This is a genomic window from Rhodococcus sp. 1168 (assembly GCF_002091955.1).
Lineage (GTDB): Bacteria > Actinomycetota > Actinomycetes > Mycobacteriales > Mycobacteriaceae > Rhodococcoides.
Window position 1 is genome coordinate 109,103 of the sequence record NZ_MKKY01000073.1, and the last position, 24,654, is coordinate 133,756.

The window sequence follows — 24,654 nt, forward strand, 5'->3', positions numbered from 1 at the left end:
AGAAGCAGAAGGAGCAGACGTGGATCGAGCACTACCGACGTCGCCGCCGCTGTTCGCAAGCGTCGACGACGTCGTCACCCGGCTCGGCGAGACCGGCTATCTGGCGAACAAAGCCACAGCAACATCGGTGTTCCTTGCCGATCGACTGGACAAGCCACTTCTGATCGAAGGCCCGGCAGGAGTCGGGAAAACCGAACTTGCCCGTGCCGTCGCTCAATCGACCGGCGCCGAACTGATTCGACTGCAGTGCTACGAAGGTGTCGACGAGGCACGAGCGCTGTACGAGTGGAATCACGCCAAGCAGATATTGCGCATTCAGTCGAGCTCGGCCGGGCATCAGGATTGGGACGAGACGAAGCTGGACGTCTTTTCCGAAGAGTTCCTGCTGGCTCGGCCATTGCTGCAGGCCATTCGACGCGCGGATCCGACCGTTTTGCTCATCGACGAGACGGACAAGGCGGACGTCGAGATCGAGGGTTTGCTGCTCGAGGTACTCAGCGATTTCGCTGTGACCATTCCCGAATTGGGGACCATCACTGCAACGCGGAAGCCGTTCGTCATCCTGACATCGAACGCAACACGTGAGTTGTCGGAGGCGCTCAAGCGGCGCTGCCTGTACCTGCATCTCGACTTCCCCGACGCCGATCTGGAACTGCGGATCCTCGCCAGTCGAGTGCCGGAGCTTCCGGAAGCGATTGCCGAACAGATGGTGCGCACAATCGGAGTGTTGCGCGCGATGCAACTCAAAAAGCTTCCATCGGTGGCCGAAACCATCGATTGGGGTCGCACGGTCCTCGCACTCGGCATGGACACCCTCGACGACGACGCGGTCCGAGCCACCCTCGGCGTCGTTCTCAAACACCAATCCGACCAGATCAAAGCTGCGGCCGAGCTTCGGCTGAACTGACATGCAGTCACCTCCGCACGGTCTGCCTGGACACCTCGTGGATTTCGTTACCGCGTTGCGTAAACGTGGGATCGCGGTCGGGCCGTCCGAAACCATCGACGCAGGTCGAGTGCTCTCGGTGCTCGATATTCTGGACCGCGAAGCGCTCCGCGAGGGTCTTGCATGCTCACTCCTTCGTCGGCCCACGCATCGTGACACGTTCGACGCTCTTTTCGACCTGTGGTTTCCAGCGGCGTCAGGGCAACGCGACTCGGGGAAGATCGACACTGCCCTTCCGCGCACGACCGACGGCGAAGTCGACATCACTGCACTGCGCGAACTCATCACCGAACTGCTCGTCGACGGCAGCCCGGAGGCGGTGAGCCTCACCGAAATGCTCGCCGCACAGATGGTCGAGGAGCTCGGGCAGTACACCTCGACGAACGGGCCGTCGTTCTCTGCGTATCAAGCGCTACGCGACGTCGCACCCGATACGTTGCTGAGCAAAATTCTCGAAGGTCTTCTCGGTAACGCGGAGACCGGTTCGGACCGGTCCTCGTCGCCGTACGAGGACGAGGTCGCCAAGCGCACCGCTGCAGCGCGCATCGCCGACCTTCGCAAGATGATCGACAACGAAACCCGGCGTCGCGCAGCGGAGCAACTCGGACGCGAGCGAGTAGCAAGTTACGGCGTTCCCAAGTTGGCTGAGGAAGTCGACTTTCTACGTGCGTCCGACACCGAAATGGTGGCACTGAAACGCAGCGTCACACCGCTTGCCAGGCTTCTTGCCAGCAGGCTCGCCGCGCGACGCAGCCGAAGCCGCGCCGGCTCCATCGACCTGCGTCGGACCCTGCGTAAATCCATGTCCACCGGCGGCGTACCGATCGATCTCGTGCAGCGCAAGCCCCGTCGCGCCAGGCCAGAACTGGTGGTGATGTGCGACGTGTCGGGCTCGGTTGCCGGCTTCAGCCATTTCACGTTGTTGTTGGTGCATGCCCTCCGCGAGCAGTTTTCGAAGGTCCGCATCTTCGCTTTCATCGATTCCACCGACGAGGTGACACAGTTCTTCGATTCCAGTGCCGATCTGGGCGCTGCGATGTCGAGGATCATCCGCGAGTCCGATCTGATCACCTTCGACGGGCACTCGGACTACGGAAATGCGTTCCAGACCTTCGACGACAGATTCGCCCAATCCGTCACCTCCAGGACCTCGGTGCTGATACTCGGTGATGCCCGGACGAACTACCGTGATCCGAAGGTCGCCGCCCTGGCCCACACGGTGTCGGTTGCCAAGCACGCCTATTGGCTCAACCCGGAGCCGATCGGGCAATGGGGGTCCGGCGACTCTGCCGCCGATGTCTATCGCGAGGTCATCAACATGTACGAATGCCGCTCGGCGCAACAGCTGGCCGACATCGTGTCGAGACTGCTGCCTGTGTGATCTTCGAGCTCACCGGGACCTCCGGACGGTGTCTGGCCGACGACGCATTGCCGGGGCGAAGTAAGCTCGACAATCGTGCAGCAACCATCTCCGGCCGTGGCCACCGAATCGGCAGCGCGCCGAAAGCTGGGCGTGATGGGTGGAACCTTCGATCCGATCCACCACGGGCACCTCGTGGCGGCCAGCGAAGTTGCGAATACGTTCGATCTCGACGAGGTCATCTTCGTTCCGACCGGTGTGCCGTGGCAGAAAGAAGGCAAGCTTGTCAGTCCGGCCGAGGACCGGTACCTGATGACAGTGATCGCTACCGCCTCCAACCCGCGGTTTTCGGTCAGCCGAGTCGATGTCGATCGCGAAAAGCTCACCTACACCGTCGACACCCTGCGTGACCTTCGTGCGCAGCATCCCACTGCGGAGCTGTACTTCATCACCGGAGCCGACGCGCTGGAGAGTATCCTCACCTGGCAGAACTGGGAGGAACTCTTCGAACTGGCGAAATTCGTCGGCGTCTCGCGACCGGGGTTCGAATTGGGTGTCGAGCACCTGGCGGATCACCTGCAAGACTTGTCACCGGATGCGCTTACGCTCATCGAGATCCCTGCACTGGCAATCTCCTCTACCGAGTGCAGGCTCCGGGCAAGCGAGAATCGCCCGGTCTGGTACCTCGTACCCGACGGCGTGGTGCAGTACATCTCGAAGAGAAACCTATACCGACCCAGGGGCGCACAGCGTCTCGACGGCTCCGTCACCATGTCGGAGCCTGCGCCACAAAAACAGCAACCGGCCGAGTCCGTCACCAGCGCAGTGACCGAGGACTCGAGCCTGAACAGTGGGAGAGAAGTCAAGTGACTGCAACAAACGAGGCCGTCGCAATGGCGCGAATTGCGGCACTCGCAGCCGACGACAAGCTCGCAACGAACGTGGTTGTCTTGGATGTATCGGATCAATTGTTCATTACCGATTGCTTCGTGATTGCCTCGGCATCGAACGAGCGACAGGTCAACGCGATCGTGGAGAGCGTCGAAGACACTCTGCGTGAATCCGGTTTCAAACCGGTGCGCAAGGAAGGCACCCGCGAGGGTCGATGGGCACTGCTCGACTACGTGGACGTCGTCGTCCATGTCCAGCACGAGGACGAGCGCAACTTCTACGCCCTCGAGCGTTTGTGGAAGGACTGCCCGACTGTGGAGGTTCCGGGGCTCGGCGAGCGCGCTGAACCGGAAACGGAGCAGTGAGCGCTGCCGTCAAGCGGCATTTGATCCTGCTGCGCCACGGTCAGACCGAATACAACGCGACGAGCAGGATGCAAGGCCAGCTCGATACCGATCTGTCCGAGCTGGGGCGGACCCAGGCCAAAACTGCGGCAGCGGAACTGGCGATGCGTTCGCCGCTGCGCGTGGTCTCCTCGGACCTTGCTCGCGCGTTCGACACCGCCGTCGCGCTCGGGGAAGCTTCGGGCCTGCCGGTCTCGACCGACGCGCGGTTGCGTGAGACGCACCTGGGTCAGTGGCAGGGGCTCACGCACCTCGATGTCGATGCGCAAGCACCGGGAGCGCGTTCGAAGTGGCGCGCCGATGCGTCGATTACTCCACCGGGGGGTGAAAGCCGTATCGACGTGGCCCGCCGCAGTGTGCCCGTCGTCGAAGAACTTCTGGCGCAGCTACCCGAGTGGGGGGCCGACGGCTCCGATCGGCCTGTCGTGCTCGTTGCGCACGGCGGATTGATCGCCGCTCTCACCGCGTCGCTACTCGACCTGCCGGTCGATCGGTGGCCGGTTCTCGGTGGTCTCTCCAACACGAGTTGGGTACAGCTGAGCAGTCACGGAGAGGGCGAAGCCCTCGGTTGGCGCTTGGATGTCTGGAATGCATCGGCGCGAGTGGCCAGTGACATCCTCTGACGACTACGCCCCGCCTGCGGCTGAGAAAGATGCTCCGCCGGTACTGCTGGTGCTTGCCGATTCGCTCAGCTATTTCGGGCCCAAAGGTGGTCTGCCGGTAGACGATCCGAGAATTTGGCCGAACCTTGTCGCGGCCGAGCTCGGATGGCGGGTCGAGTTGGTTGCCCGAATCGGCTGGACCAGTCGTGACGTGTGGTGGGCTCTGACCCAGGATCCGCGGGTCTGGGCTGCCATCCCGAAAGCGGGTGCAGTCGTTTTCGGTGTGGGCGGAATGGATTCTCTGCCGTCACCGTTGCCGACGGCACTACGTGAGCAAATTCGTTACGTCCGCCCACCTGCGCTGCGGAGGGTAGTTCGAGCGGGATATCAGTGGGTACAACCGCGATTCGCACATCTGCGTTGGCCGGTAGCGCTGCCACCGAAGCTGAGTGTCGATTATCTCGAGCAGGCACGCGCGGCTTTGGCATACGTTCGGCCGGAGCTTCCCGTCATCGGCACACTGCCCTCCGTGCATCGCAGCGACGCATACGGCAAGGTCCATGCCGGTCGACCAGCAGCCGAGCGCGCACTAAGAACCTGGAGTGAGAGCACAGGCGTCCCCTTGGTCGACCTTGCCGAAGCAGTCCGCGAGAACATCTACTCCGACAATGCCAACCCGGACGGGATCCACTGGGGCTGGGACGCCCACGTCGCCGTAGCCGAAGCGATGCTGGTCGAACTTCGCAAGACCCAGGCAACCGCGCCATGACCATCGCGGTAGTGACCGATTCTTCGGCGTGCCTCGAACCTGGTGTCGCGCGCAGCGCGGGTATCACGATCGCACCACTGCACGTATTCGTCGGCGGCGTCGATCTCCGTGAAAGTGTCGACGACATTCCCACGGACTTTGCCGCGGGCGGGCCGGTGACCACCGCAGGCTGCTCGCCTGGCGAGCTGGTCGAACTCTACGGCGCGGCACTCGAGCGAAGTGGCGGTGCAGGAGTAGTGGCCGTTCATATCTCGAGTGGACTGTCGAGCACCTGGGATGGGGCGCGGCAAGCCGCCGCTGAACTGGGCGATCGCGTCCGCGTCGTGGATTCGTCTGCTGTGGCCATGGGACTTGGTTATGCCGCGCTTTCGGCCGCGCGTGTTGCTGCTGGCGGCGGCACTCTCGATTCGGTCTATGCAGAAGCAGCGGCGGTGTCGGCCCGGACGCGATGCTTCATCGTGGTCGATCGGCTCGATCATTTGCGCCGCGGCGGGCGGATCGGCGCAGCGGCAGCGTTGTTGGGAACGGCACTTGCCATGAAGCCTGTGCTCCACCTCGCGGACGGAAAGCTCGTGTTGAAAGAGAAAACTCGCACCTCGACGAAGGCACTCGGCAAGCTCGTCGAAGCGGTTGCCGCAGTATCGGGTGAGACGGGTGTTGCACTCACGGTTCACCACATGCAGTGCGAGGCCCGCGCGGCGACTGTCGCTTCGATGCTCGCCGACCGCATCCCGCAGATCGACACGCTGGAAACGTTGCCGTTCGGAGCAGTTGTGGGTGCTCACGTGGGTCCAGGCGCAGTGGGCGTCGCGGTGTGTCCCCAGGGGTGATCACCGTCCTGTCGCACGAAATTTGCGGTTGCGCGAGGGGTGTTGTCCACAGGCGAGGCCTTGTTCCACAGGGCAATCGGTGACCACGCAATTCTGTGCCGAAGTGATGTCGCCATCGTTAGTGTCCGTGACATGGCAAGACCCGAAGAGCGACTGCGATCACTGGCTGGTTCGGGTAGCGATCTCGATTCCGACGAGGGGATCGATGATGCTCCGACACAGCATAATTGGCTCGATGTAGAAGAAGGGCGCACGACGGCACTCTCGCCGTATCTTCCGGAGCGTTGGCGAGGTGCCAGGTTCGATCCGGGACGAAAAGGCATGTTCGCATTGTGCGGAGTCGGTCTCCTCGTCGTTCTTGTGGCCGGCTACGGATTTCTTCGCGATTCGGCGGAAGTCGTTCCGGTACCACCGCTTCCGGTGGTCACGCGCGAGTCGGGGGCTGCTGCGACACCGCCGAAGCCCGGGCGCCCCACCGAAGGATCGGAACCGGTTCCTGCGGCAGACGTCGTAGTCAGTGTGGTCGGTCTTGTGTCGTCTCCCGGCTTGATCCATCTGCCGCCCGGCTCACGGGTGGCAGATGCGTTGGCCGCGGCGGGAAGTCCGCTCGACGGAGCTGACGTCATGGCGCTGAACCTGGCGGCGAAGGTCAGCGACGGAGATCAAATCGTAGTGGGGTTCATTCCGCCCGATCCGCGGCCTCTGGTGAGCGGAACTGTGTCCGCTGCGTCGGGAACCTCGGGCGCCCAGGCAAGTTCGAATGCAGCGGAGAAGTCGGGGCCGGCCGGAGCGCAAGTGTCCGGTAGCTCCAGTGGCGGCACGGTGAATCTGAATACCGCCACGGTTGCCGAGCTGGATGCCCTCTCGGGGGTAGGCCCGGTGACCGCTGCGAACATTGTCTCGTGGCGTGAGGTGAACGGGCCGTTCACCGATGTCGCTCAACTCGGTGAGGTCGACGGTATCGGCCCCGTTCGTCTCGAGAAGCTCCGGAGTCAGGTGTTCGTGTGACGGAGCCGGAGATCCGTCCCTACGATTTTCGGCTGGTTCCGTCGACTCTGCTGTGTTGGGCTGCGATGGTGTTCGGAGTGTTGGCCGGTGCTGCAGCGGTAACAATTCTTGCCGCTGCGCTCGGTGTTGCCGCCGCAGTGCTCGGTGTAGCCGGCACTGCACGGGTCTTGGAACAGTCCGGCTCGGTTCGGCGAGTGGTGCCAGGTGTGGTGGCGATGCTCGCTCTGGGAGCGTGCTTCGCTGCAGCGGCCGCGATTCACGTCGGAGTGTTCGAGACAAGCCCGGTGGGTCGAGCCGCGGAACGGCAGGCTTGGGTCAGCGCCGCCGTGACCGTGCGTGAAGATCCGCGGTCGTCGCGGTCCGCTGGGCCCGAGACCGTGACGGTCCGAGGCGAGCTGAGGCAGGTGGATATTGCCGGCGCACCACACCGTGTCGGTGGACGAATATTGGTCATCGCACCTGCCGACGGTTGGGACGACCTGGTACCAGGCCAAGAGGTGACGCTGCGCGGGCAGCTGTCCGTACCGGACCGTGCGGACCTCACCGTGGCCGTGGTGCGAGTCGACGGACCGCCGACCTCGGTCTCGAAACCCGGATTCCTCGCGGCGGCCGCTGGACATGTTCGATCGAATCTCGCCCTCGTAGCGTCGACGTCGTTGCCACCGGACCGGGGCGGTCTCTTACCGGGGCTGGTGGTCGGCGACGTGTCCGCGCTGCCGGAAGAGATAGCGAACAATTTCCGGGCTGCTGGTCTGACTCATCTGACGGCGGTCTCCGGCGCGAACTTCTCGATTCTGCTCGGTGCTGTCCTTCTGCTCGCTCGGGGGATCGGAACGGGCCCGCGCACAACGGCTTTGGTGTGCGCTCTCGTTCTGCTCATCTTCGTGGTGATCGCGCGTCCGTCTCCGAGTGTCCTGCGGGCGGCAGTAATGGGAAGTATCGGACTGCTGGGACTTGTCACCGGACGCAGGCGTCAAGCGGTTCCAGCTTTGTGTACCGCGGTACTCGGACTGATCGCCTGGTGGCCGAACCTTGCCGTGGATTTCGGATTCGCGCTGTCGGTATCGGCGACGGCAGGTTTGGTCGTCTTGGCGCCGGTGTGGGTGGATTGGCTGCGCAGACATGGATGGGGGAGAGCGAGCGCCGAAATCGTGGCAGTGGCGGCCGCCGCCCACGCGGTGACGGCGCCAGTGGTGGCAGCGATGTCGGGCACCTTCTCGGCGGTCGGTGTGGTGGCGAACGTAGCCGTTGCTCCACTCGTGGCGCCGATCACGGTGATCGGTGCGATCGTGGCCGTCGTAGCGAGCTTCGCCACCGGTGTGGCATCGCTGATCGTGTTGGTGGCATCAGCGCCACTGTGGTGGTTGATCTCCGTCGCGCAGTGGGCAGCGTCGGTGCCCGGGGCCGGGTTCGAGATCACCAGTGGTGTTCCCGGCGCCGCAGCGGTGGTCGGTGCGCTCACCGTCCTGATACTTGCACTGCGCTTTCAGCTGGCCCGCTGGATCCTCGGCGGTCTCGGCGTAGTCCTCGTGTTGTTCTGGCTCACGGGACTTCGGTCGTGAGAGGTGCGTGGAGTTCGGAAAAGGTCGGACCGGCATGGCACGATCGCACATGTGAATGCGAATACTCCACCTGCAGCCCTCCATCTCGTCCTCGGCGACGAGGAGTTGCTGATGGACCGCGCAGTGGCGTCGATCGTCGGGCAGATCCGATCGACTCAACAACCCGGTGAGGATCTTCCCGTCACGAAGCTTCGTGCCGGCGACGCCAGCGCCCCGGAATTGGCCGAGCTGCTGAGCCCGTCACTCTTCGCCGAGGATCGAGTAGTGGTGCTCGAGGCCGCCGCCGAAGCAGGCAAGGACGCAATGGCCATCGTGGTCGATGCGGCAGCGGATCCGCCGGCCGGCGCGGTGCTGATCGTCATGCACTCCGGCGGTGGCCGCGCAAAGGCTCTGGTCGGATCGCTGCAGAAGAGCGGTGCCGTGACCCACGAGTGCATGAAGCTGACCAAGGCGTCCGAGCGAGTGGACTTCGTCAAACGCGAGTTCACCGCCGCACAGGTCCGGGTCAGTGGTGACGTGGTCGATGCAATCGTCGAGTCGGTCGGTTCCGAGCTCCGCGAACTAGCCGCGGCATGTTCGCAGTTGATTGCCGACACCGGTGGCAAGGTCGATGTCGCCGCTGTACGTCGGTATTACTCCGGCAAAGCAGAAGTGTCCGGCTTCGACGTCGCGGACAAGGCAGTAGCGGGGGACCGTCCCGGCGCACTGGAGGCCTTGCGATGGGCCCAACACCGGGGTGTGCCGCACGTGCTTCTCGCCGATGCGTTGGCAGATGCCGTGCGCACCATTGCGCTGGTGGGGTCAGCAGGACGCGGAGATCCGTTCCGGATGGCAGGAGAGCTGGGCATGCCGCCTTGGAAGATCAAGAAGGCCCAAGGTCAGGCCCGCACCTGGAACGGTCGATCGATCGCAGAAGCCTTGCAGATCGTGGCGCAGTTGAATGCCGACGTGAAGGGGCAGGCCGCCGACTTCGACTACGCCGTCGAACATGCAGTGTCAGTGGTGGCGGAGTTGGGCAGTCGGTAACGCAGTCCTGCTCCGCACCCGAGTGGCGACGCAAAAGAACCCGCTCGGCGATCCGAGCGGGTTCTTTCGATACGAGAAGATCAGAGCTTGTTGACCGCGAGAGCCAGTGCCGACTTCTTGTTGGCCGCCTGGTTTTTGTGGATGACGCCCTTGCTTGCTGCCTTGTCGAGCTGGCGAGCTGCAGTGAGGAGCAATGCCGAGGCCTTGTCCTTGTCGCCGGTCGAAGTGGCATCACGGAAGGAACGGATGACCGTCCGCAGCGAAGACTTCACCGACTGGTTGCGCAGTCGCTGGCGCTCGTTGGTGAGAATCCGCTTCTTCTGGGACTTGATGTTTGCCACGCGTAAATCCTTCTGTCTTCGTCGGTATTCCGGTCAGGGCGATCCATGCTGAAATGCCCGAAGTATGCTGCCGAGCTGTTGAGCCCTGCGCCGAAGATCGAGAATACCAGCACCGGCAGTCATAACCGAAATCGGCCACGCTCGCGGCATGGATGCCGAGGGTGGAGGCTGGAAGACCGATCCCGTCGGAGGGTCGATCGGACTCTTCCGGCAGTGCCGACCCCAATACCTAAAGGTGTGGTGGAGGTCATGCAATTGGCGTAACCTACTGCTCGACAGGATGTGGTCGTGAATCCCTTTCAACAAGGTGGTGGCATGTCGACAGCACAGGAGTATGCGGAACCGGAAGTAATCTCCGACACGAAAAAGTATGTCGCAGAGGCGATCGGCACTTTCGTGCTCGTATTCACCGCCGTCGGGACGGCAGTGTTCGCGGGGGACAAGGTCGGAAACCTAGGTGTTGCACTCGCTTTCGGTCTCACTCTGCTGTTCCTCGTCTATGCGATCGGCCCGATCTCCGGTTGCCACGTCAATCCCGCTGTCACCATGGGGCAGTTGTTACTCGGGCGGTTGTCGATCGCCAAGGCGGGGCTCTACGTTCTCTCTCAAGTAATAGGCGGACTCATTGCCGGCGCAACTCTGTTCGCAGTTGCGAACAGCCTCCCGGCGTACGACCGAAAAGTGGACGGCCTCGGTGCAAACGGTTGGGGTGCGCACAGCCCCTCCGCCGTCAAGGGCCCGCTCGGGGGTGTGCTGGAGAACGGTTACGGCATCGGTGCCGCGATCGTCATCGAGGTGTTGCTGACCGCGCTGCTCGTTTTCGTGGTGTTGGCGTCGACCGATCAGATCTCCGACGTGCCGCTTGCGGGGGTATCGATCGGATTCACCCTCACCGTCATTCACCTGGTTGCCATCCCGATCGACAACACGTCGGTGAATCCCGCTCGGAGCCTCGCCGTCGCGGCGTGGCAACCCGGTGCGCTTTCACAGGTCTGGCTTTTCATCGTGTTCCCGCTGGTAGGCGGAGCATTGGGTGCCCTCATCTACCGCGGCGTATTCGGTCGGTACAACCGTCTCGATTCCTGAATCAGGTCCAGCTGAAGTCACGGCGCAAACGTGATGCCACCAAGTCGAATTTCGACTTGAGCAGCACCGCACCCTCGCGTCGGATCCCAGATTCGGGGACGTCGAGGACCCGATCGAGTCGAATCCAACTAGGCCGCCCCTCGCTGTCCCAGGAGCCCGAACCGATGGCGACCCAGTCTCGTTCACCATCGCGCTTGCTCTGACTCGACAGCATCAAACCGAGCAGGACGTCGCCGTCGCGTCCGACCACGAGGACGGGCCTGTCCTTGCCCTGATTCGCATCTTCTTCGTAGGTGACCCAGGTCCACACAATTTCACCGGGATCGGCCTTCCCATCTAGATCGGGGGAGTATTCGACCCGGCGTGCGCGATGTGCGGTCGGCACGGTGTGCGAGGCGACCGGACGCCCTTGATCGACGGTCGGACCGGAAGAGCCTCTGCTCGACAGGGCATCCATGCCCTTCTGAAGGGCGCCCGAACTCTGAAGTTGACGGAACAGTCTCGGCCCCTCGCGCCGCGCGATCCTGCTCAATTCCTTACCGAACTTGCTCCAGTTCACAGCCATGCGACGACAGTCTAGTCATTCCGCCCCAACGGCCAGTCGGGGAAGTCTTCGGCCACGAGACATGGGAAGATGGACTTTGTCCGTTCGCTCTTCTCCCCGGCCAAAGGATCGTAAGTGCCCAGCTTCGCCGACACGACGTTCACCGATCCGTCCAGGATCAGGAACTTCTGCATCATCGCCCACATCGACCATGGCAAGTCGACGCTGGCAGATCGGATGTTGCAGCTCACGGGCGTCGTCGATGACCGATCCATGCGGGCTCAATACCTCGATCGTATGGACATCGAGCGCGAACGCGGCATCACGATCAAGGCTCAGAACGTCCGCCTTCCGTGGTTGGTCGACGGCGAGGAGTTCGTTCTCCACCTCATCGACACACCCGGCCACGTCGACTTCACCTACGAGGTCTCTCGTGCCCTCGAGGCCTGTGAGGGTGCAGTGCTGCTGGTCGACGCCGCGCAGGGGATCGAAGCTCAGACGCTCGCGAACCTGTACCTCGCGCTCGACAAAGAGTTGACGATCATTCCGGTTCTGAACAAGATCGACCTCCCCGCAGCGGACCCCGACCGCTATGCCGCCGAGATCGCGCACATCATCGGGTGCGAACCGGAAGACGTACTTCGTGTGTCGGGCAAGACTGGTGTCGGCGTCGAGGAGTTGCTCAACGAGGTCGTCAAGCTGGTTCCCGCGCCAGTCGGGAACCCGGACGGGCCCGCGCGGGCGATGATTTTCGATTCGGTGTACGACACCTATCGCGGCGTCGTCACCTATGTCCGAGTGGTCGACGGGGCTCTGAACCCGCGCGAGAAGGTCACGATGATGTCGACCGGCTCGACTCACGAACTTCTCGAGGTCGGGATCGTTTCACCCGATCCGAAAGCGACCAAGGGTCTCGGCGTCGGCGAGGTCGGGTACCTGATCACCGGCGTCAAGGACGTTCGACAGTCGAAGGTCGGCGATACCGTGACCACGGCACGCAAGGGCGCGACCGAACCCCTCACCGGCTATCGCGAACCTCGCCCGATGGTGTACTCCGGCCTGTACCCACTCGACGGCTCCGACTACCCGGATCTGCGTGACGCACTCGAGAAGTTGCAACTCAACGACGCCGCGCTCACCTACGAGCCCGAGACGTCTGTCGCGCTCGGATTCGGCTTCCGCTGCGGGTTCCTCGGGTTGCTGCACATGGAGATCACCCGTGAGCGCCTCGAACGAGAATTCAACCTCGATTTGATTTCCACCTCCCCGAACGTGGTGTACCGCGTCGAGATGGAAGACAACGCCGAACATGTCGTGACCAACCCGTCCTACTGGCCCGAGGGCAAGGTGCGCGACGTCTACGAGCCGATGGTGAAGTGCACCATCATCACCCCGAGCGAGTTCATCGGTTCGATCATGGAGCTCTGCCAGGGCAGGCGCGGCGAGCTGGGCGGAATGGACTATCTGTCGGAGACGCGTGTCGAACTGCGCTACACGATTCCCATGGCGGAGATCATCTTCGACTTCTTCGACATCTTGAAGTCGCGCACTCGTGGCTACGCGAGCCTCGACTACGAGGAGATCGGCGAGCAGAGCGCCGCTCTGGTCAAGGTGGACATCCTGCTTCAGGGTGAGGCAGTGGACGCGTTCTCGGCGATCGTGCACAAGGATGCCGCGGCCGCGTACGGGAACAAGATGACCACCAAGCTCAAAGAGCTGATTCCGCGTCAGCAGTTCGAGGTGCCCATTCAGGCTGCCATCGGGTCCCGGATCATCGCTCGCGAGAATATCCGCGCGATCCGCAAGGACGTGCTGGCCAAATGCTATGGCGGTGACATCAGCCGCAAGCGCAAACTCCTGGAGAAGCAGAAAGAGGGCAAGAAGCGGATGAAAACCATCGGTCGGGTCGAGGTGCCGCAGGAAGCCTTCGTTGCCGCTTTGTCTTCGGAGTCATCGACGGACAAGCCGAAGAAGTGATTCGCTCGACGGTCGTCCTCGACGGGCTTCGGGTCCCGGTGATCAGTGCGCCGATGGCCGGTGGGCCCTCGACCGTGGAACTCGCGTCAGCGGTGTCGAACGCGGGCGGACTGGGAATGCTCGGCGGTGCCCTACTCGACGTCGACAAGCTTGCCGCGCAGGTGGATTCGATGCGAGGCATCGTCTTCGGCGTCAACTTGTTCATCCCGGACGACCCGACAGGCGCCGATGTCGCTGCGTACGCGCGGCATCTCGTGCCATGGTTCGCGCGGTACGACGTCGAACCTGGGCAGTTGCCGCGGCGCGACGACCACTATGTCGATAAATTCAGCTGGCTCGTCGAACACCCCGTTCCCGTCGTGACCAGCACGTTCGGCACGTTCAGTGCTGCAGAGGTCGCGGCACTGCACGAAGTCGGCTCCGAGGTCTGGTGCACCGTGACGAGCGAGTCGGAAGCACGCGAGGCGCAAGCCAACGGGGTGGACGCACTCGTGGTGCAAGGCCCCGAAAGTGGGGGCCATCGAGGAAGTTTCGATGGTTCGGCCCCAGCAGTTCCGTTGACGGGTGTACTCGAGGCCGTCCGCACGGCGTCGAGCCTTCCGCGTATCGCAGCGGGCGGTTTGATGGACGGCCACGACATCGCACCGCTGCTGTCGTCAGGATTGGCGCACGCCGCGCAGCTGGGCACGGCTTTTCTCGATACTCCCGAGGCCGGTACCAGGGCGGTCCACCGAGAGCAGCTGACGAAGGCGTCCGGCACGGCAGTGACCCGCGCGTTCTCCGGCCGTCCAGCACGTGGACTCGTCAACGAGTTCATCTCGGAGAACTCCGACGTGGCACCGCTGGCCTACCCGGACGTGCACTACCTCACGGGCCCCATGCGGGCCAAAGCTGCCGCCGCGGGAGACCCGTCGGGGCTGTCGATGTGGGCAGGCACGGGCCACCTCAGAGCCAGGGCTGTCCCTGCAGCCGAGTTGCTGGCCGAATGGGCACAGCAGCTAGGGCGCTGAGGGAACGGCGCTGAGGGAACTCAGTTGACGTGTGCAGGTTTGAAGTGTCCGGTGGCCTGAGCTTCCTCCGCTCGTATGACGTGAACGACGGCATTGATGAGCGCGAGGTGCGTGAATGCTTGCGGGAAGTTACCGAGGTGTCGACCGGTCTTCGCATCGAGCTCCTCGGCGTAGAGCTTCAGTGGGCTCGCGTATCCCAGCAAACGTTGGCACAGATGCTTGGCACGCTGTAGGTGGCCGATCTCCACGAGCGCCGACACCAGCCAGAATGAACAAATGGTGAAGGTGCCTTCCTCGCCCGCCAGACCGTCGTCGGTCGTGTCGACGCGGTACCGAAGGACCAACCCGTCCTCGGTGAGTTCGTCGGCAATGGCCAGCACTGTCGCCTTGATGCGTTCGTCGTCGGGTGGGAGGAATCGGAGCAACGGCGCCAGTAGCAGTGACGCATCCAGAGAAGAGTGTCCGTAACGCTGGGTCAGCACCCCACGAGAGTCGACGCCGTGCTCGAGGATATCGGCTTTGATTTCGTCGGCGATCTCGTTCCATTGCTCGGCGTAGCCGCTCTCGCCATGGATTTCGGCAAGTTTCGAGCCACGGTCGAGCGCTACCCAGCACATCATTTTGGACGAGGTGAAGTGCTGCGGTTCGCCGCGCACCTCCCAGATTCCACGGTCGGGTTTGCGCCAGTTCGCGATCGCTTCCTCGACCTGTCGTTTGAGCAGAGGCCACAAGAACTCCGGCACATGTTCGCGTGATTTCACGTGCAGGTACACCGAGTCGAGCATCGTTCCCCAGATATCGTGCTGCTCCTGGTTGTACGCGCCGTTTCCGATGCGGACGGGTCGGGCGCCGTCGTAACCGGACAGGTGGGGCAGCTCGCTCTCTTCGAGAACTTTCTCGCCGCCGACGCCGTACATCACCTGGAGCGGGTTGGCATCGCCGTTCTCGGCCATGGACACATCTGCCATGAACGAGAAAAAATCGTTGGCTTCGCGGTCGAGACCGAGCGTGTAAAGGCCCCACAGTGCGAAGGTCGAGTCGCGTACCCAGGTGTATCGATAGTCCCAATTGCGCTCTCCACCGGGCGTTTCCGGCAGTGACGTAGTCGATGCTGCCAACAGGGCGCCGGTGGGTGCATAGGTGAGACCTTTGAGGGTGAGCGCACTGCGCTGCAGGTAACCGCGCCACGGATGGTCGGGGAATCGTCCGATGGTGATCCACTGACGCCAACACTCGGCGGTTCGCCACATCTTCTCCGCTGCCTCGTCGAATGTCGTAGGGGCGGCCAGATGGGACCACGAGAGCGCCACGAAGATGTTGTCACCCTCGGCCATACGGGTACGAGCACGAGCTTCTCGGCCCTCGATGCCGATACGAAGATTGGTCGTCAGAGTCAGCGTCGGCTGGTCTCCGTCGGTACTGGCTTGGCAGGTTGCTGTTGCCTGCTCGTAGACCTTGCCGGTGTACTCCCACTGCGCGGGAGCACGGTGGTAGTCGAACGCAGGCTCGCAGCTCATCTCCAATTCGACCGTGCCGCTGACACATTTGACCGTGCGGAGAAGAATGTGCTCGGCATCCCAATCGGTCGGTGCCCGCTTGTGTGAGCGGGAACGCTGATCGGTGTTGTGCCACGGACCCATCACCAATGCATCGCGTACGACGAGCCATCCGGTTTCGGTCTGCCACGTCGTCTCGACGATCAAGCCGCCGGGCAGATAGCGTCGGGCCGCCGGGACGGACTGGCCGTACGGGCCGACCCGAAAATGGCCGGCGCTACGGTCGAGTACCGCACCGAACACGCTCGGTGAGTCGGGGCGTGGGATGCACAGCCACTCCACCGAACCGTTCCTGGCCATGAGGCAGGTCGTCTCGCAATCGGAGAGAAACGCATAGTCGTCGATCGGAGGGAAGGCGCTTCGATACGAGGTCAGGCTGGAAACCGGGGCCGCTGTGCTGGCCAGAGCGCCTTGGGAAGAGTGCGCTTCTCCGCCGGGCACCCCCGTTGCCAAAACCGTATCGTCGGCTACGGGCACCACTGTCGACTCGTTCTCGAATGCCGTCATGGTCCCATCATCATCGGTGTGTGTGGCCGTCGTCTACCGCCGGGGTTTTCTCGGCGTGGCGGACCGATAGAGTGAACGGCGTGGATGCAATAGCGACCTGGTGGGACGGGATCGAACTGTGGATCACCGCTCTCCCGTTCATTCCACAGTCGCTCGTGGTGATGCTGGTGGTCGTACCCGTTGCATTCGGGCTCGCGGTCCTGATGGACCGAGTTCTTGCAGTACTGCTGCGAGTGCTGGGTCGAGATGCTCAGTCCCAGTCCGAGCTGGAAGCCTCATTTCAAGAAACATCGAAAACGGAAGGCCACTGATGCCACGGTCGAGGGTCTCGCTAGCACTGTTCGCCCTGCTCGTTCTCGTCGTGATCGCCTGGTTTCTGACCAGGTAGTGGACGCGTATTCGCGTCGACGCCTGCAGAGATTAGAGTCCACCAGGATCCTCTGCTAGATTTCTGTCCGTGTCTGCCGCTGCCGAGTACCGAGTCCGCCATGAGTTGGCGTTGATTGCGGTCGGCATGCTTGCTGTTGCCGATATCGACTGTTGTCGATAGACCTCGCGGCTCTTCGGCTGCGTAAGGGTCGTTCGTCGTAGCCTGCTTGCTCGCGGCGATCCGACGTTTGCTGCACAGCTCGTTCTACTTGGTTGCCCGACGTCGATCGACTCGACCGGCTACCCTTCTTCCTTTCGCTGCGCTGGTCTCTCGTTCCGCGCATGCGTGCCCGCAACACCGTCTTCTCGTACAGCTGCGAACCGGCATCGAGCGGACTGAAAAGATGAAAGGCTCTTTTTCGATGAGACACAGCTCTCGTTACCTGCTCACCACCTTTGCTGCGGTGGGAGCACTCGTTCTTTCCGCCTGCGGAGGTGGCTCGAGCGATGTGGTGGGTGGCTCGGGCGGATCCTCGGGCGGCACCGCGCTGACCCTCGTCGGTTACGCAGTGCCGAAGAACGGTTGGGATGCGATCGGGCTTGCATTCGAGGGAAGCGAAGCGGGCGAAGACAGTTCGATCAACGCCGACTACGGTGCCTCGGGCAACCAATCACGCAAAGTGGTCGACGGCGCCCCGGCCGACATCGTGAATTTCTCGGTCGAGCCGGATGTGACGCGGTTGGTCAAGGCGGGCAAGGTCGACGAGGGTTGGAATCAGAACGCTTACGGCGGTGTGCCTTTCGGATCTGTCGTTACGTTGGTCGTCCGCGAGGGCAACCCGAAGAACATTCGAACTTGGGACGACCTGCTCGCCCCGGACGTGCAGGTCATCAGTCCGAGCCCGCTCAGCTCGGGTTCGGCCAAGTGGAATCTCCTGGCGCCGTACGCGGCCAAGAGCAACGGCGGTCAGGATCGGCAGGCGGGTCTCGACTACGTCCAGAAGCTCGTCTCGGGACACTTTCCGGTACAACCGGAATCGGGTCGAGCGGCGACCGAGGCGTTCCTGCAGGGGCAGGGCGACGTGCTGATCAGCTACGAGAACGAAGCACTCCTCATCGAAGAGCAGGGCGAGAAAGTCGAGCACATCGATGTGGCCGATACCTTCCGTATCGAAAACCCCGTTGCGGTCGTGAACACCAGCGGCCAGCTGGAACTGGCCAATGCACTCAACGACTACATCTATACCGACGAGGGACAGAAGATCTGGGCGGAGGCCGGATTCCGACCCGTCGATCCGGACGTTGCAGCCCAGTACTCGGACAAGTTCTTCACTCCGGAGAAGCTGCGCACTATCGACGATCTCGGTGGGTGGAGCCAGGTCGACGCCGATCTGTTCGGTGACAGCGGCGCGATCACGACCATCTACAGCGAAAACACCAAGTAGGAACCATGTCGACCACTATCGAGGCCGAGTCACGGTCATGGCGCGCGAAATCGCGTGAGGGGCGTAAGTTCCGCGGTCCCGGCTCCGTCGGTCCGCTCGGCCTCGGAGTGGCGGTGTTGTGGTTGAGCATCATCGTGCTGCTGCCGCTCGCAGCGTTGTTGGTCAAGTCGTTCGACAACGGGCTTGCCGGCTTTTGGGATGCGGTAACCCAGCCGCGTGCAATCGCGACATTCAAGGTGACGCTGGAAGTGTCGGCCGCCACCGCGATCATTAACCTCTTCCTCGGCACACTCATCGCCTGGGTGCTCGTTCGGGACGAGTTCCCGGGCAAACGATTCGTCAACGCCGTGATCGACCTGCCGTTCGCTTTGCCGACGATCGTGGCGAGCCTGGTGTTGCTTTCGCTCTACGGCCCGACCAGCCCCATCGGCCTGGTCTTCAATGCCACCAAACCCGCCGTCGTCGTTGCGTTGCTGTTCGTCACATTGCCGTTCGTGGTGCGCGCGGTACAACCCGTACTCATCGAGCTCGACAAGGAAGTCGAGGAGGCGGCGGCATCGCTGGGGGCAGGGAACTGGACGATCTTTCGGCGCATCGTGCTTCCGGTGCTGATGCCCGCAGTTCTGAGCGGCGCGGGCTTGGCCTTCGCCAGGGCTATCGGCGAATTCGGATCGGTTGTGCTCATCGGTGGCAACATCCCAGGGCAAACGCAGATCGCATCCCAGTACATCCGTGAACTGATCGAGTACGACCATCAGGTGGACGCAGCGGCGATCTCGGTCGTGTTGCTGACGTTGGCTTTCGTCGTGTTGTTCGTTCTTCGCATCGTGGGAAGTCGACTCGCTCGAAGAGAGGAACAGATCCGATGAAGCTCGGACTTCCGGTCAAACTCTCTCTGCGGGTCGTTGCGTTGTTCTATCTCGCTGCACTGGTGTTGTTTCCGCTCGGCGCCATCCTCTATCGGACGTTCGAAAATGGGGTCGCCGAGTTCTGGGGACTGATAACGACACCGGCCGCCCAGTCGGCGCTGCAACTGTCGCTGCTGATCGTCGCGATCGTCGTTCCGATCAACGTCGTGTTCGGAGTCATCACTGCCCTTGCACTCGTGCGTGGACGATTCCGTGGGAGGGGCGTCCTCGAGGCCATCGTGGACCTTCCATTCGCGGTGTCGCCCATCGTCACCGGCGTCGCACTCATCCTGCTGTGGGGCGCGAACGGATGGTTCGGCGGCATCGAGAGTCTCGGCTTCAAAATCATCTTCGCCCTGCCCGGCATGGTGATAGCAACGATCTTCGTGACGCTGCCCTTCGTGGTGCGCGAAGTGGAGCCGGTGCTCTACGAGATCGGCGAAGAGCAGGAAGAAGCTGCATCGACGTTGGGGGCTTCCTCGATGCAGACCTTCTGGAGGATCACCCTTCCTGCTATTCGCTGGGGTCTGACGTACGGAATCGTCCTGACCGTTGCGCGTTCGCTCGGCGAGTTCGGCGCCGTGATCATGGTGTCGACCAACTTGCCAGGCGTCTCGCAGACACTGACCCTGTTGGTGAATTCTCGATACGAAGACTTCAACCAAGCGGGTGCATACGCCGCATCCACCTTGCTCATGGCAATTGCCGTCATCGTATTGCTGCTGATGACTGCCCTCGACAAAAAGAGGACGAAGTAATGACTGCATCGAAGAACAACGAGATCGAGATCTCCGTTGTCGGCGCCAACAAGAAATACGGCGACTTCGCCGCACTCGACAATGTCAGCATCGACATCCCCAAGGGCTCGCTGACGGCGTTGCTCGGACCGAGCGGCTCCGGTAAGTCGACCTTGCTGAGGTCGATTGCAGGCCTCGAGCAACTCGACTCCGGTCAGGTGGTCCTGGCCGGCCAGGATGTGACGTGGGTGAGCCCGCAGCGTCGTGAAATTGGATTCGTCTTCCAACACTATGCAGCCTTCAAACACCTCAGTGTTCGCGACAACGTTGCATTCGGTCTGACGATCAGGAAGCGACCGAAACCCGAGATCAAGCGGAAGGTGGACGAACTCCTCGAGATCGTCGGCCTCGCTGGATTTCAAAGCAGATTTCCGGCGCAGCTTTCGGGCGGCCAACGGCAGCGCATGGCACTGGCACGCGCGCTCGCGGTCGATCCGCAAGTGCTGTTGCTCGACGAGCCCTTCGGCGCACTCGATGCAAAGGTCCGTGAGGATCTTCGAACGTGGCTGCGTCGATTGCACGACGAGGTACATGTCACGACGGTATTGGTGACGCACGATCAGGAAGAGGCACTCGACGTCGCCGACCGGATCGCGGTGCTCAACAAGGGGCGGATCGAGCAGGTCGGTACCCCCGAGGACCTCTACGATCGTCCCGAGAACGACTTCGTGATGTCCTTCCTCGGGCAGGTCGCCAAGCTCAACGGACTACTGGTCCGACCGCACGACATTCGCGTCGGTCGGGATCCGAGCATGTCGCTGGCGCAGGAGAACGGGACAGCCGAATCTGCGGGCGTGACTCGCGCCATCGTCGAACGCGTCGTACGTCTCGGATTCGAGGTGAAGGTCGAAATGAAGAATGCTGCAACGGGAGAGCCCTTCACCGCGCAGATCACTCGCGGCGACAGTGAAGCGCTCCAGCTCAACGCCGGAGAGACGGTGTACGTGCGCGCCACACGGATCCCGAAGATCCTCAATTCCAAGGGCACGGTGGCGACGGCCGCCGGATCTACCTATTGAGGTGATCGTTGTCTGCAGTCACGACGTGCGTCAGAGCGCAATCGTAACGATGGGACACCACCTCGGTGACCGACGAATGCGCACCGATGACGTCCGCTCGGACGACCTCGAAACCTGATGCGTCCACAACTGCGGATACGCGGTCGGTCAGCAACCCCGGTGCAAGAAACCACTGCGCGAGCACAATCTTTCTCGCACCGGCACTGTGCAGTAGACGGAGAGCTTCGGAAGGACCCGAATTCGGCACGGTCGCAAAACATGTCACGGCCTCGCGCCAAAGAGTTCCCGTGAGAACGTGTCGAGCAATGGCACGAGTGCGTTCGTTGGCGGCACCGTCCGAGGATCCGACAGCGGCGAGAAGGACACCGACATCCGGGTCGTCGACGTCGACGCCTGCGTCGACTATGCGTGAGCGAACCGCATCGACCAACCGCGGATCGTCGCCGAGTACGTCGGCCTGCACCAGCGACAATCCTGGGTGACGCAGCCGTGCCGCTTCGAGCATCGTCGGCAAGTCCACCCTTGCATGAAACGCGCTACCGAGCAGCAGCGGAACGACGACTGCCGAGTCGCCGCCCTCGAGAGCGAGCACGTCGATCACTCGATCGACGTGCGGCTCCGTCAGGTCCAGAAACGCCACTCGCACATCCACATCCGGGCGCCGAAGTCGGATCCGATCGACCACCGCGTGCACCGTACGAGCCGAGCGCGCATCGCGGCTGCCGTGAGCGGTGGCGATCAACACGCTCACGCCGGTGTCGGCGTCCCGAGCTCGACGGCGGACAACGCGTCGCCGACCAGGCCGGCAGCGAGGGTATTTCCGCCGTTCGGATCTATCAGCAGAAAGCTTCCGGTGTGCCGGTTGACCCGGTAGTCGTCCGCCACGATCGGCTCGGCAACTCGAACCGAGATTCGACCGATATCGTTGAGTGCCAGCGATTCCGGTGACGGCTCGGACGTCAAATTCTGTTCGTCGAACCGCTCCACCAGCGAGCCGACGATGGCCTGTGTAGTACGCGTTCCGTGCTTGAGTAGCAGGCGGGCACCGGGCCGCAGGGGCTTTTCGGCGAGCCAGCACACAGTGGCGTCGAAGTCGCCGAGGGCCTCGGGCGCATCCTGCGGGGACGCGATGGTGTCGCCTCGAGACACATCGACGTCGTCGGCGAGAATCAACGTGACGCTACGGCCGGCATGGGCCGATCCGAGTTCGCCATCAGCTGTATCGATGCGCTCGACGGTCGTGCGTACCCCCGAGGGCAACACGACGACCTCGTCGCCGGGGGAGACCGTTCCGGCTGCAACTTGGCCGGCGTAGCCGCGGTAGTCCGGGAATTCGGCTGTGCGCGGACGGATTACGTACTGCACTGGGAATCGAAGGCCCACTCGATGGGGTTCCGCGTCGACCGGGACGGACTCGAGATGCTCGATCAGCGTCGGGCCGTCGTAATACGGGGTCTTGGTCGAGCGCACCGCCACATTGTCACCATGAAGGGCGGACACCGGTATCTCGGTGACATCCTCGGTAGCCCAGCCGAGTGAGCTCGTCAGAGAGTTGAATTCCTCCGAGATGTCCGCGAAGACCTGCTCCGGATTCTCCACGAGGTCGATCTTGTTGACCGCCAATACCAGCTTGGGTACACCCAGTAGTGCGAGAACCGCTGCATGCCTACGAGTCTGCGTGATGACGCCCTTGCGTGCGTCGACGAGAAGTATGACGAGCTGAGCCGTGGACGCACCGGAGACGGTGTTACGGGTGTACTGAACGTGGCCGGGCGTATCGGCGAGAACGAACGAACGCGCGGGCGTTGCGAAGTACCGGTAGGCAACGTCGATGGTGATGCCCTGTTCGCGCTCGGCACGCAGGCCGTCGACCAGCAGTGACAGGTCCGGCGTGCTCAGTCCACGGTCGACCGATGCCCTGGTGACGGCATCGATCTGGTCGGCGAGAACAGATTTCGTGTCGTAGAGCAGGCGCCCGACCAGGGTGGACTTGCCGTCGTCGACGCTCCCTGCGGTGGCAAGCCGTAGCAGTTGTGTACCGGAACGAGAAATGCTCATCAGAAGTATCCTTCGCGCTTGCGGTCTTCCATGGCAGCCTCGGAAACACGATCGTCTCCGCGAGTGGCACCACGTTCGGTGAGCCGGGATGCTGCGACCTCGGCAAGGATCGCGTCGTTGTCCGCGGCATCGGACAGAACTGCGCCGGTCGTGGATCCATCGCCCACGGTCCGGTACCGAACCGACAGAGTCTGCAGCTCCTCGGATTCGTTCGGTCCGCCCCACACGCCGGGAGTCATCCACATTCCGTCACGCTGGTACACCGGGCGCTGGTGCGCGTAGTAGATGGACGCCAATTCGACGTCTTCGCGGGCAATGTAACGCCAGATGTCGAGTTCGGTGAAGTTGCTCAACGGGAACACTCGAACCTGCTCACCCGGCGAATGCTTACCGTTGTAGAGGTTCCACAGTTCCGGACGCTGCTTCTTCGGATCCCACTGACCGAATGCGTTGCGAAGGGAGAAGATGCGCTCCTTGGCGCGAGCGCGCTCCTCGTCGCGGCGTGCACCACCGAAGATGGCGTCGAAGCGATTCTCCGAGATCGAGTCCAGCAACGGAACGGTCTGAAGGGGGTTGCGAATGCCGTCGGGACGCTCGGTGAGCCGGCCGTCGGCTATGTAGTCCTCGACGCTGGCGATGTGCAGGCGGAGGTTGTACTTGGCGACGACGTAGTCGCGAAAGTCCAGGACTTCCTGCAAGTTGTGGCCGGTGTCGACGTGCAGCAGCGAGAATGGCAGTGGCGCAGGCCAGAAGGCCTTGATCGCCAAGTGCAGCAGAACGGTGGAGTCCTTGCCGCCGGAGAAGAGAATGACCGGGCGCTCGAACTCGCCTGCCACCTCACGGAAAATATGGATCGCCTCGGACTCGAGCGCATCGAGTGTGTCGAATCGATCGCTGTCGAGCAGTGTGCGTGTAGCTTCTACCGCTGTCGTGTCCAGTGTCATGATGCGTGCAACCCACATTCGGTTTTGGCCTTACCGGCCCACCGTCCGCTACGCGGATCGGCGCCGGGGGCGGGCTTGACGGTGCAGGGAGCGCACCCGATCGATGGATAGCCCTCGTCGACAAGAGGATTGACGAGTATGGAGTGCTCGTCGATGTAGTTCTGCATGTCCTCGTCCGACCAGGCTGCGATCGGATTGATCTTCACCAGGCCGAAGGCGTCGTCGAAGGAGATGAGAGGCGCATTCGCGCGGGTGGGTGATTCGACCCTACGGATGCCGGTAACCCAGGCGCTGTAGTTGGCAAGCTCCTTCTTCAGCGGAGCGACCTTGCGCATGGCACAGCAGCGATTCGGCTCGCGAGCGAAAAGATCTTTGCCTTCCAGTGCATCCTGTTGCGGCACAGTCAATTCGGCGCGGGCATTGACGATCTTGACTCCGTAGACGGCTTCCACTGCGTCGCGGGTGCCGATGGTTTCCGCGAAGTGATAGCCGGTTTCGAGGAACAGGACATCGATGCCCGGATGTACCTGGGCTGCAAGGTGTACCAGGACTGCGTCCTGCATGTTCGACGCCACGATGTAGTCGGTGCCGAATTCGCGTTCGGTCCAGGCCAGCAATTCGGCGGCGTCGGCTCCGTCGAGTTCGCGAGCGCCGCGTTCAGCGACGGCCTTCAACTCCTCGACCGAGAGATTCAT

The 24,654-nt window shown here is 62.6% G+C and carries 26 protein-coding genes; 19 read left to right on the forward strand and 7 right to left on the reverse strand.

From position 1 onward, the window contains the following. Positions 1-19 precede the first annotated feature (19 nt). From BJI47_RS16650 to holA, 10 genes are all read left to right on the forward strand, one after another. The gene (locus BJI47_RS16650) at positions 20-907 is read left to right on the forward strand and encodes a MoxR family ATPase (protein WP_088944760.1); all 888 of its coding nucleotides are present in this window, start codon (positions 20-22) and stop codon (positions 905-907) included. Position 908: 1 nt separating this feature from the next. Then, a complete protein-coding gene (locus BJI47_RS16655) occupies positions 909-2,327 on the forward strand; it encodes a VWA domain-containing protein (protein ID WP_088944761.1) in 1,419 nt (472 codons plus the stop codon). Between the two features lie 75 nt (positions 2,328-2,402). Then, entirely contained in the window at positions 2,403-3,176 is a 774-nt protein-coding gene (gene nadD / locus BJI47_RS16660) for a nicotinate-nucleotide adenylyltransferase (RefSeq protein ID WP_254900643.1), read from the forward strand. Next, entirely contained in the window at positions 3,173-3,562 is a 390-nt protein-coding gene (gene rsfS / locus BJI47_RS16665; RefSeq protein ID WP_088944763.1) for a ribosome silencing factor, read from the forward strand. The genes nadD and rsfS overlap by 4 nt, the downstream gene beginning before the upstream one ends. Beyond that, positions 3,559-4,224 carry a histidine phosphatase family protein gene (locus BJI47_RS16670; protein WP_088944764.1) on the forward strand — a complete coding sequence of 222 codons (666 nt, stop codon included), beginning with the start codon at positions 3,559-3,561 and terminating at the stop codon, positions 4,222-4,224. Before rsfS ends, BJI47_RS16670 begins: the two co-directional genes overlap by 4 nt. Further along, positions 4,211-4,972 carry a diglucosylglycerate octanoyltransferase gene (octT, locus tag BJI47_RS16675; protein WP_254900644.1) on the forward strand — a complete coding sequence of 254 codons (762 nt, stop codon included), beginning with the start codon at positions 4,211-4,213 and terminating at the stop codon, positions 4,970-4,972. The genes BJI47_RS16670 and octT overlap by 14 nt, the downstream gene beginning before the upstream one ends. Continuing rightward, a complete protein-coding gene (locus tag BJI47_RS16680) occupies positions 4,969-5,802 on the forward strand; it encodes a DegV family protein (protein ID WP_088944765.1) in 834 nt (277 codons plus the stop codon). Before octT ends, BJI47_RS16680 begins: the two co-directional genes overlap by 4 nt. 132 nt (positions 5,803-5,934) lie before the next feature. Next, entirely contained in the window at positions 5,935-6,810 is an 876-nt protein-coding gene (locus tag BJI47_RS16685; protein ID WP_088944766.1) for a ComEA family DNA-binding protein, read from the forward strand. Beyond that, entirely contained in the window at positions 6,807-8,372 is a 1,566-nt protein-coding gene (locus BJI47_RS16690; RefSeq protein ID WP_254900645.1) for a ComEC/Rec2 family competence protein, read from the forward strand. Before BJI47_RS16685 ends, BJI47_RS16690 begins: the two co-directional genes overlap by 4 nt. Before the next feature lie 51 nt (positions 8,373-8,423). Then, positions 8,424-9,398 carry a DNA polymerase III subunit delta gene (gene holA / locus BJI47_RS16695; RefSeq protein WP_088944767.1) on the forward strand — a complete coding sequence of 325 codons (975 nt, stop codon included), beginning with the start codon at positions 8,424-8,426 and terminating at the stop codon, positions 9,396-9,398. A gap of 80 nt (positions 9,399-9,478) precedes the next feature. Here holA and rpsT read toward each other — a convergent pair whose 3' ends face one another. Then, positions 9,479-9,739 carry a 30S ribosomal protein S20 gene (gene rpsT, locus BJI47_RS16700; RefSeq protein ID WP_084344722.1) on the reverse strand — a complete coding sequence of 87 codons (261 nt, stop codon included), beginning with the start codon at positions 9,737-9,739 and terminating at the stop codon, positions 9,479-9,481. 315 nt (positions 9,740-10,054) lie between these two features. On the opposite strand from rpsT, the gene BJI47_RS16705 reads away from it, so the two are divergent. Next, positions 10,055-10,825 (forward strand): aquaporin, encoded by a 771-nt coding sequence (locus tag BJI47_RS16705; protein WP_088944853.1) that lies wholly within the window; start codon positions 10,055-10,057, stop codon positions 10,823-10,825. A gap of 1 nt (position 10,826) precedes the next feature. On the opposite strand, the gene BJI47_RS16710 is transcribed toward BJI47_RS16705, so the two are convergent. Then, a complete protein-coding gene (locus BJI47_RS16710) occupies positions 10,827-11,390 on the reverse strand; it encodes a type II toxin-antitoxin system PemK/MazF family toxin (RefSeq protein ID WP_088944768.1) in 564 nt (187 codons plus the stop codon). Between the two features lie 114 nt (positions 11,391-11,504). Between BJI47_RS16710 and lepA the strand changes: the two genes are divergently transcribed. Then, a complete protein-coding gene (gene lepA, locus BJI47_RS16715; protein WP_088944769.1) occupies positions 11,505-13,346 on the forward strand; it encodes a translation elongation factor 4 in 1,842 nt (613 codons plus the stop codon). Then, positions 13,343-14,356 (forward strand): nitronate monooxygenase, encoded by a 1,014-nt coding sequence (locus BJI47_RS16720; protein WP_254900646.1) that lies wholly within the window; start codon positions 13,343-13,345, stop codon positions 14,354-14,356. Before lepA ends, BJI47_RS16720 begins: the two co-directional genes overlap by 4 nt. A 20-nt stretch (positions 14,357-14,376) precedes the next feature. Here the strand turns inward: BJI47_RS16720 and BJI47_RS16725 are convergent, their stop codons facing one another. Beyond that, a complete protein-coding gene (locus BJI47_RS16725; RefSeq protein WP_088944770.1) occupies positions 14,377-16,419 on the reverse strand; it encodes a glycoside hydrolase family 15 protein in 2,043 nt (680 codons plus the stop codon). Positions 16,420-16,499: 80 nt separating this feature from the next. On the opposite strand from BJI47_RS16725, the gene BJI47_RS16730 reads away from it, so the two are divergent. The 6 genes from BJI47_RS16730 (at position 16,500) to BJI47_RS16750 (ending at position 20,957) form a co-directional block, all read left to right on the forward strand. Beyond that, positions 16,500-16,730 (forward strand): hypothetical protein, encoded by a 231-nt coding sequence (locus BJI47_RS16730; protein ID WP_088944855.1) that lies wholly within the window; start codon positions 16,500-16,502, stop codon positions 16,728-16,730. Positions 16,731-16,876: 146 nt separating this feature from the next. Further along, positions 16,877-16,969, forward strand: coding sequence for an Ms4533A family Cys-rich leader peptide (locus BJI47_RS25025; RefSeq protein ID WP_354561833.1), 93 nt, complete (start codon positions 16,877-16,879; stop codon positions 16,967-16,969). A gap of 241 nt (positions 16,970-17,210) precedes the next feature. Further along, complete coding sequence (locus BJI47_RS16735) at positions 17,211-18,233, forward strand: sulfate ABC transporter substrate-binding protein (protein WP_088944856.1); 1,023 nt, start codon at positions 17,211-17,213, stop codon at positions 18,231-18,233. 5 nt (positions 18,234-18,238) lie between these two features. Next, a complete protein-coding gene (cysT, locus tag BJI47_RS16740; protein WP_088944771.1) occupies positions 18,239-19,102 on the forward strand; it encodes a sulfate ABC transporter permease subunit CysT in 864 nt (287 codons plus the stop codon). Continuing rightward, positions 19,099-19,899, forward strand: coding sequence for a sulfate ABC transporter permease subunit CysW (cysW, locus tag BJI47_RS16745; RefSeq protein ID WP_088944772.1), 801 nt, complete (start codon positions 19,099-19,101; stop codon positions 19,897-19,899). Before cysT ends, cysW begins: the two co-directional genes overlap by 4 nt. Continuing rightward, a complete protein-coding gene (locus BJI47_RS16750) occupies positions 19,899-20,957 on the forward strand; it encodes a sulfate/molybdate ABC transporter ATP-binding protein (RefSeq protein WP_088944773.1) in 1,059 nt (352 codons plus the stop codon). The genes cysW and BJI47_RS16750 overlap by 1 nt, the downstream gene beginning before the upstream one ends. On the opposite strand, the gene BJI47_RS16755 is transcribed toward BJI47_RS16750, so the two are convergent. The 4 genes from BJI47_RS16755 to BJI47_RS16770 are packed head-to-tail and all read right to left on the reverse strand — an operon-like array spanning position 20,947 to position 24,654. Continuing rightward, on the reverse strand, positions 20,947-21,708 hold the full coding sequence (locus BJI47_RS16755; protein ID WP_088944774.1) for a sirohydrochlorin chelatase: 762 nt from the start codon (positions 21,706-21,708) through the stop codon (positions 20,947-20,949). The genes BJI47_RS16750 and BJI47_RS16755 overlap by 11 nt on opposite strands. Beyond that, a complete protein-coding gene (locus BJI47_RS16760; RefSeq protein WP_088944775.1) occupies positions 21,705-23,015 on the reverse strand; it encodes a sulfate adenylyltransferase subunit 1 in 1,311 nt (436 codons plus the stop codon). Before BJI47_RS16760 ends, BJI47_RS16755 begins: the two co-directional genes overlap by 4 nt. Further along, positions 23,015-23,959 (reverse strand): sulfate adenylyltransferase subunit CysD, encoded by a 945-nt coding sequence (gene cysD / locus BJI47_RS16765; RefSeq protein ID WP_088944776.1) that lies wholly within the window; start codon positions 23,957-23,959, stop codon positions 23,015-23,017. Before cysD ends, BJI47_RS16760 begins: the two co-directional genes overlap by 1 nt. Next, complete coding sequence (locus tag BJI47_RS16770; RefSeq protein ID WP_176224917.1) at positions 23,956-24,654, reverse strand: phosphoadenylyl-sulfate reductase; 699 nt, start codon at positions 24,652-24,654, stop codon at positions 23,956-23,958. The genes cysD and BJI47_RS16770 overlap by 4 nt, the downstream gene beginning before the upstream one ends.

Excerpts from the sequence above, each read along its gene's own strand:
- BJI47_RS16655 (WP_088944761.1), top strand. The coding sequence starts at position 909 with ATGCAGTCACCTCCGCACGGTCTGCCTGGACACCTCGTGGATTTCGTT.
- BJI47_RS16680 (WP_088944765.1), top strand. The coding sequence starts at position 4,969 with ATGACCATCGCGGTAGTGACCGATTCTTCGGCGTGCCTCGAACCTGGT.
- BJI47_RS16685 (WP_088944766.1), top strand. The coding sequence starts at position 5,935 with ATGGCAAGACCCGAAGAGCGACTGCGATCACTGGCTGGTTCGGGTAGC.
- BJI47_RS16705 (WP_088944853.1), top strand. The coding sequence starts at position 10,055 with ATGTCGACAGCACAGGAGTATGCGGAACCGGAAGTAATCTCCGACACG.
- BJI47_RS16710 (WP_088944768.1), bottom strand. The coding sequence starts at position 11,390 with ATGGCTGTGAACTGGAGCAAGTTCGGTAAGGAATTGAGCAGGATCGCG.
- BJI47_RS16725 (WP_088944770.1), bottom strand. The coding sequence starts at position 16,419 with ATGACGGCATTCGAGAACGAGTCGACAGTGGTGCCCGTAGCCGACGAT.
- BJI47_RS16735 (WP_088944856.1), top strand. The coding sequence starts at position 17,211 with ATGAGACACAGCTCTCGTTACCTGCTCACCACCTTTGCTGCGGTGGGA.
- cysT (WP_088944771.1), top strand. The coding sequence starts at position 18,239 with ATGTCGACCACTATCGAGGCCGAGTCACGGTCATGGCGCGCGAAATCG.
- cysW (WP_088944772.1), top strand. The coding sequence starts at position 19,099 with ATGAAGCTCGGACTTCCGGTCAAACTCTCTCTGCGGGTCGTTGCGTTG.
- BJI47_RS16750 (WP_088944773.1), top strand. The coding sequence starts at position 19,899 with ATGACTGCATCGAAGAACAACGAGATCGAGATCTCCGTTGTCGGCGCC.
- BJI47_RS16760 (WP_088944775.1), bottom strand. The coding sequence starts at position 23,015 with ATGAGCATTTCTCGTTCCGGTACACAACTGCTACGGCTTGCCACCGCA.
- cysD (WP_088944776.1), bottom strand. The coding sequence starts at position 23,959 with ATGACACTGGACACGACAGCGGTAGAAGCTACACGCACACTGCTCGAC.
- BJI47_RS16770 (WP_176224917.1), bottom strand. The coding sequence starts at position 24,654 with ATGAATCTCTCGGTCGAGGAGTTGAAGGCCGTCGCTGAACGCGGCGCT.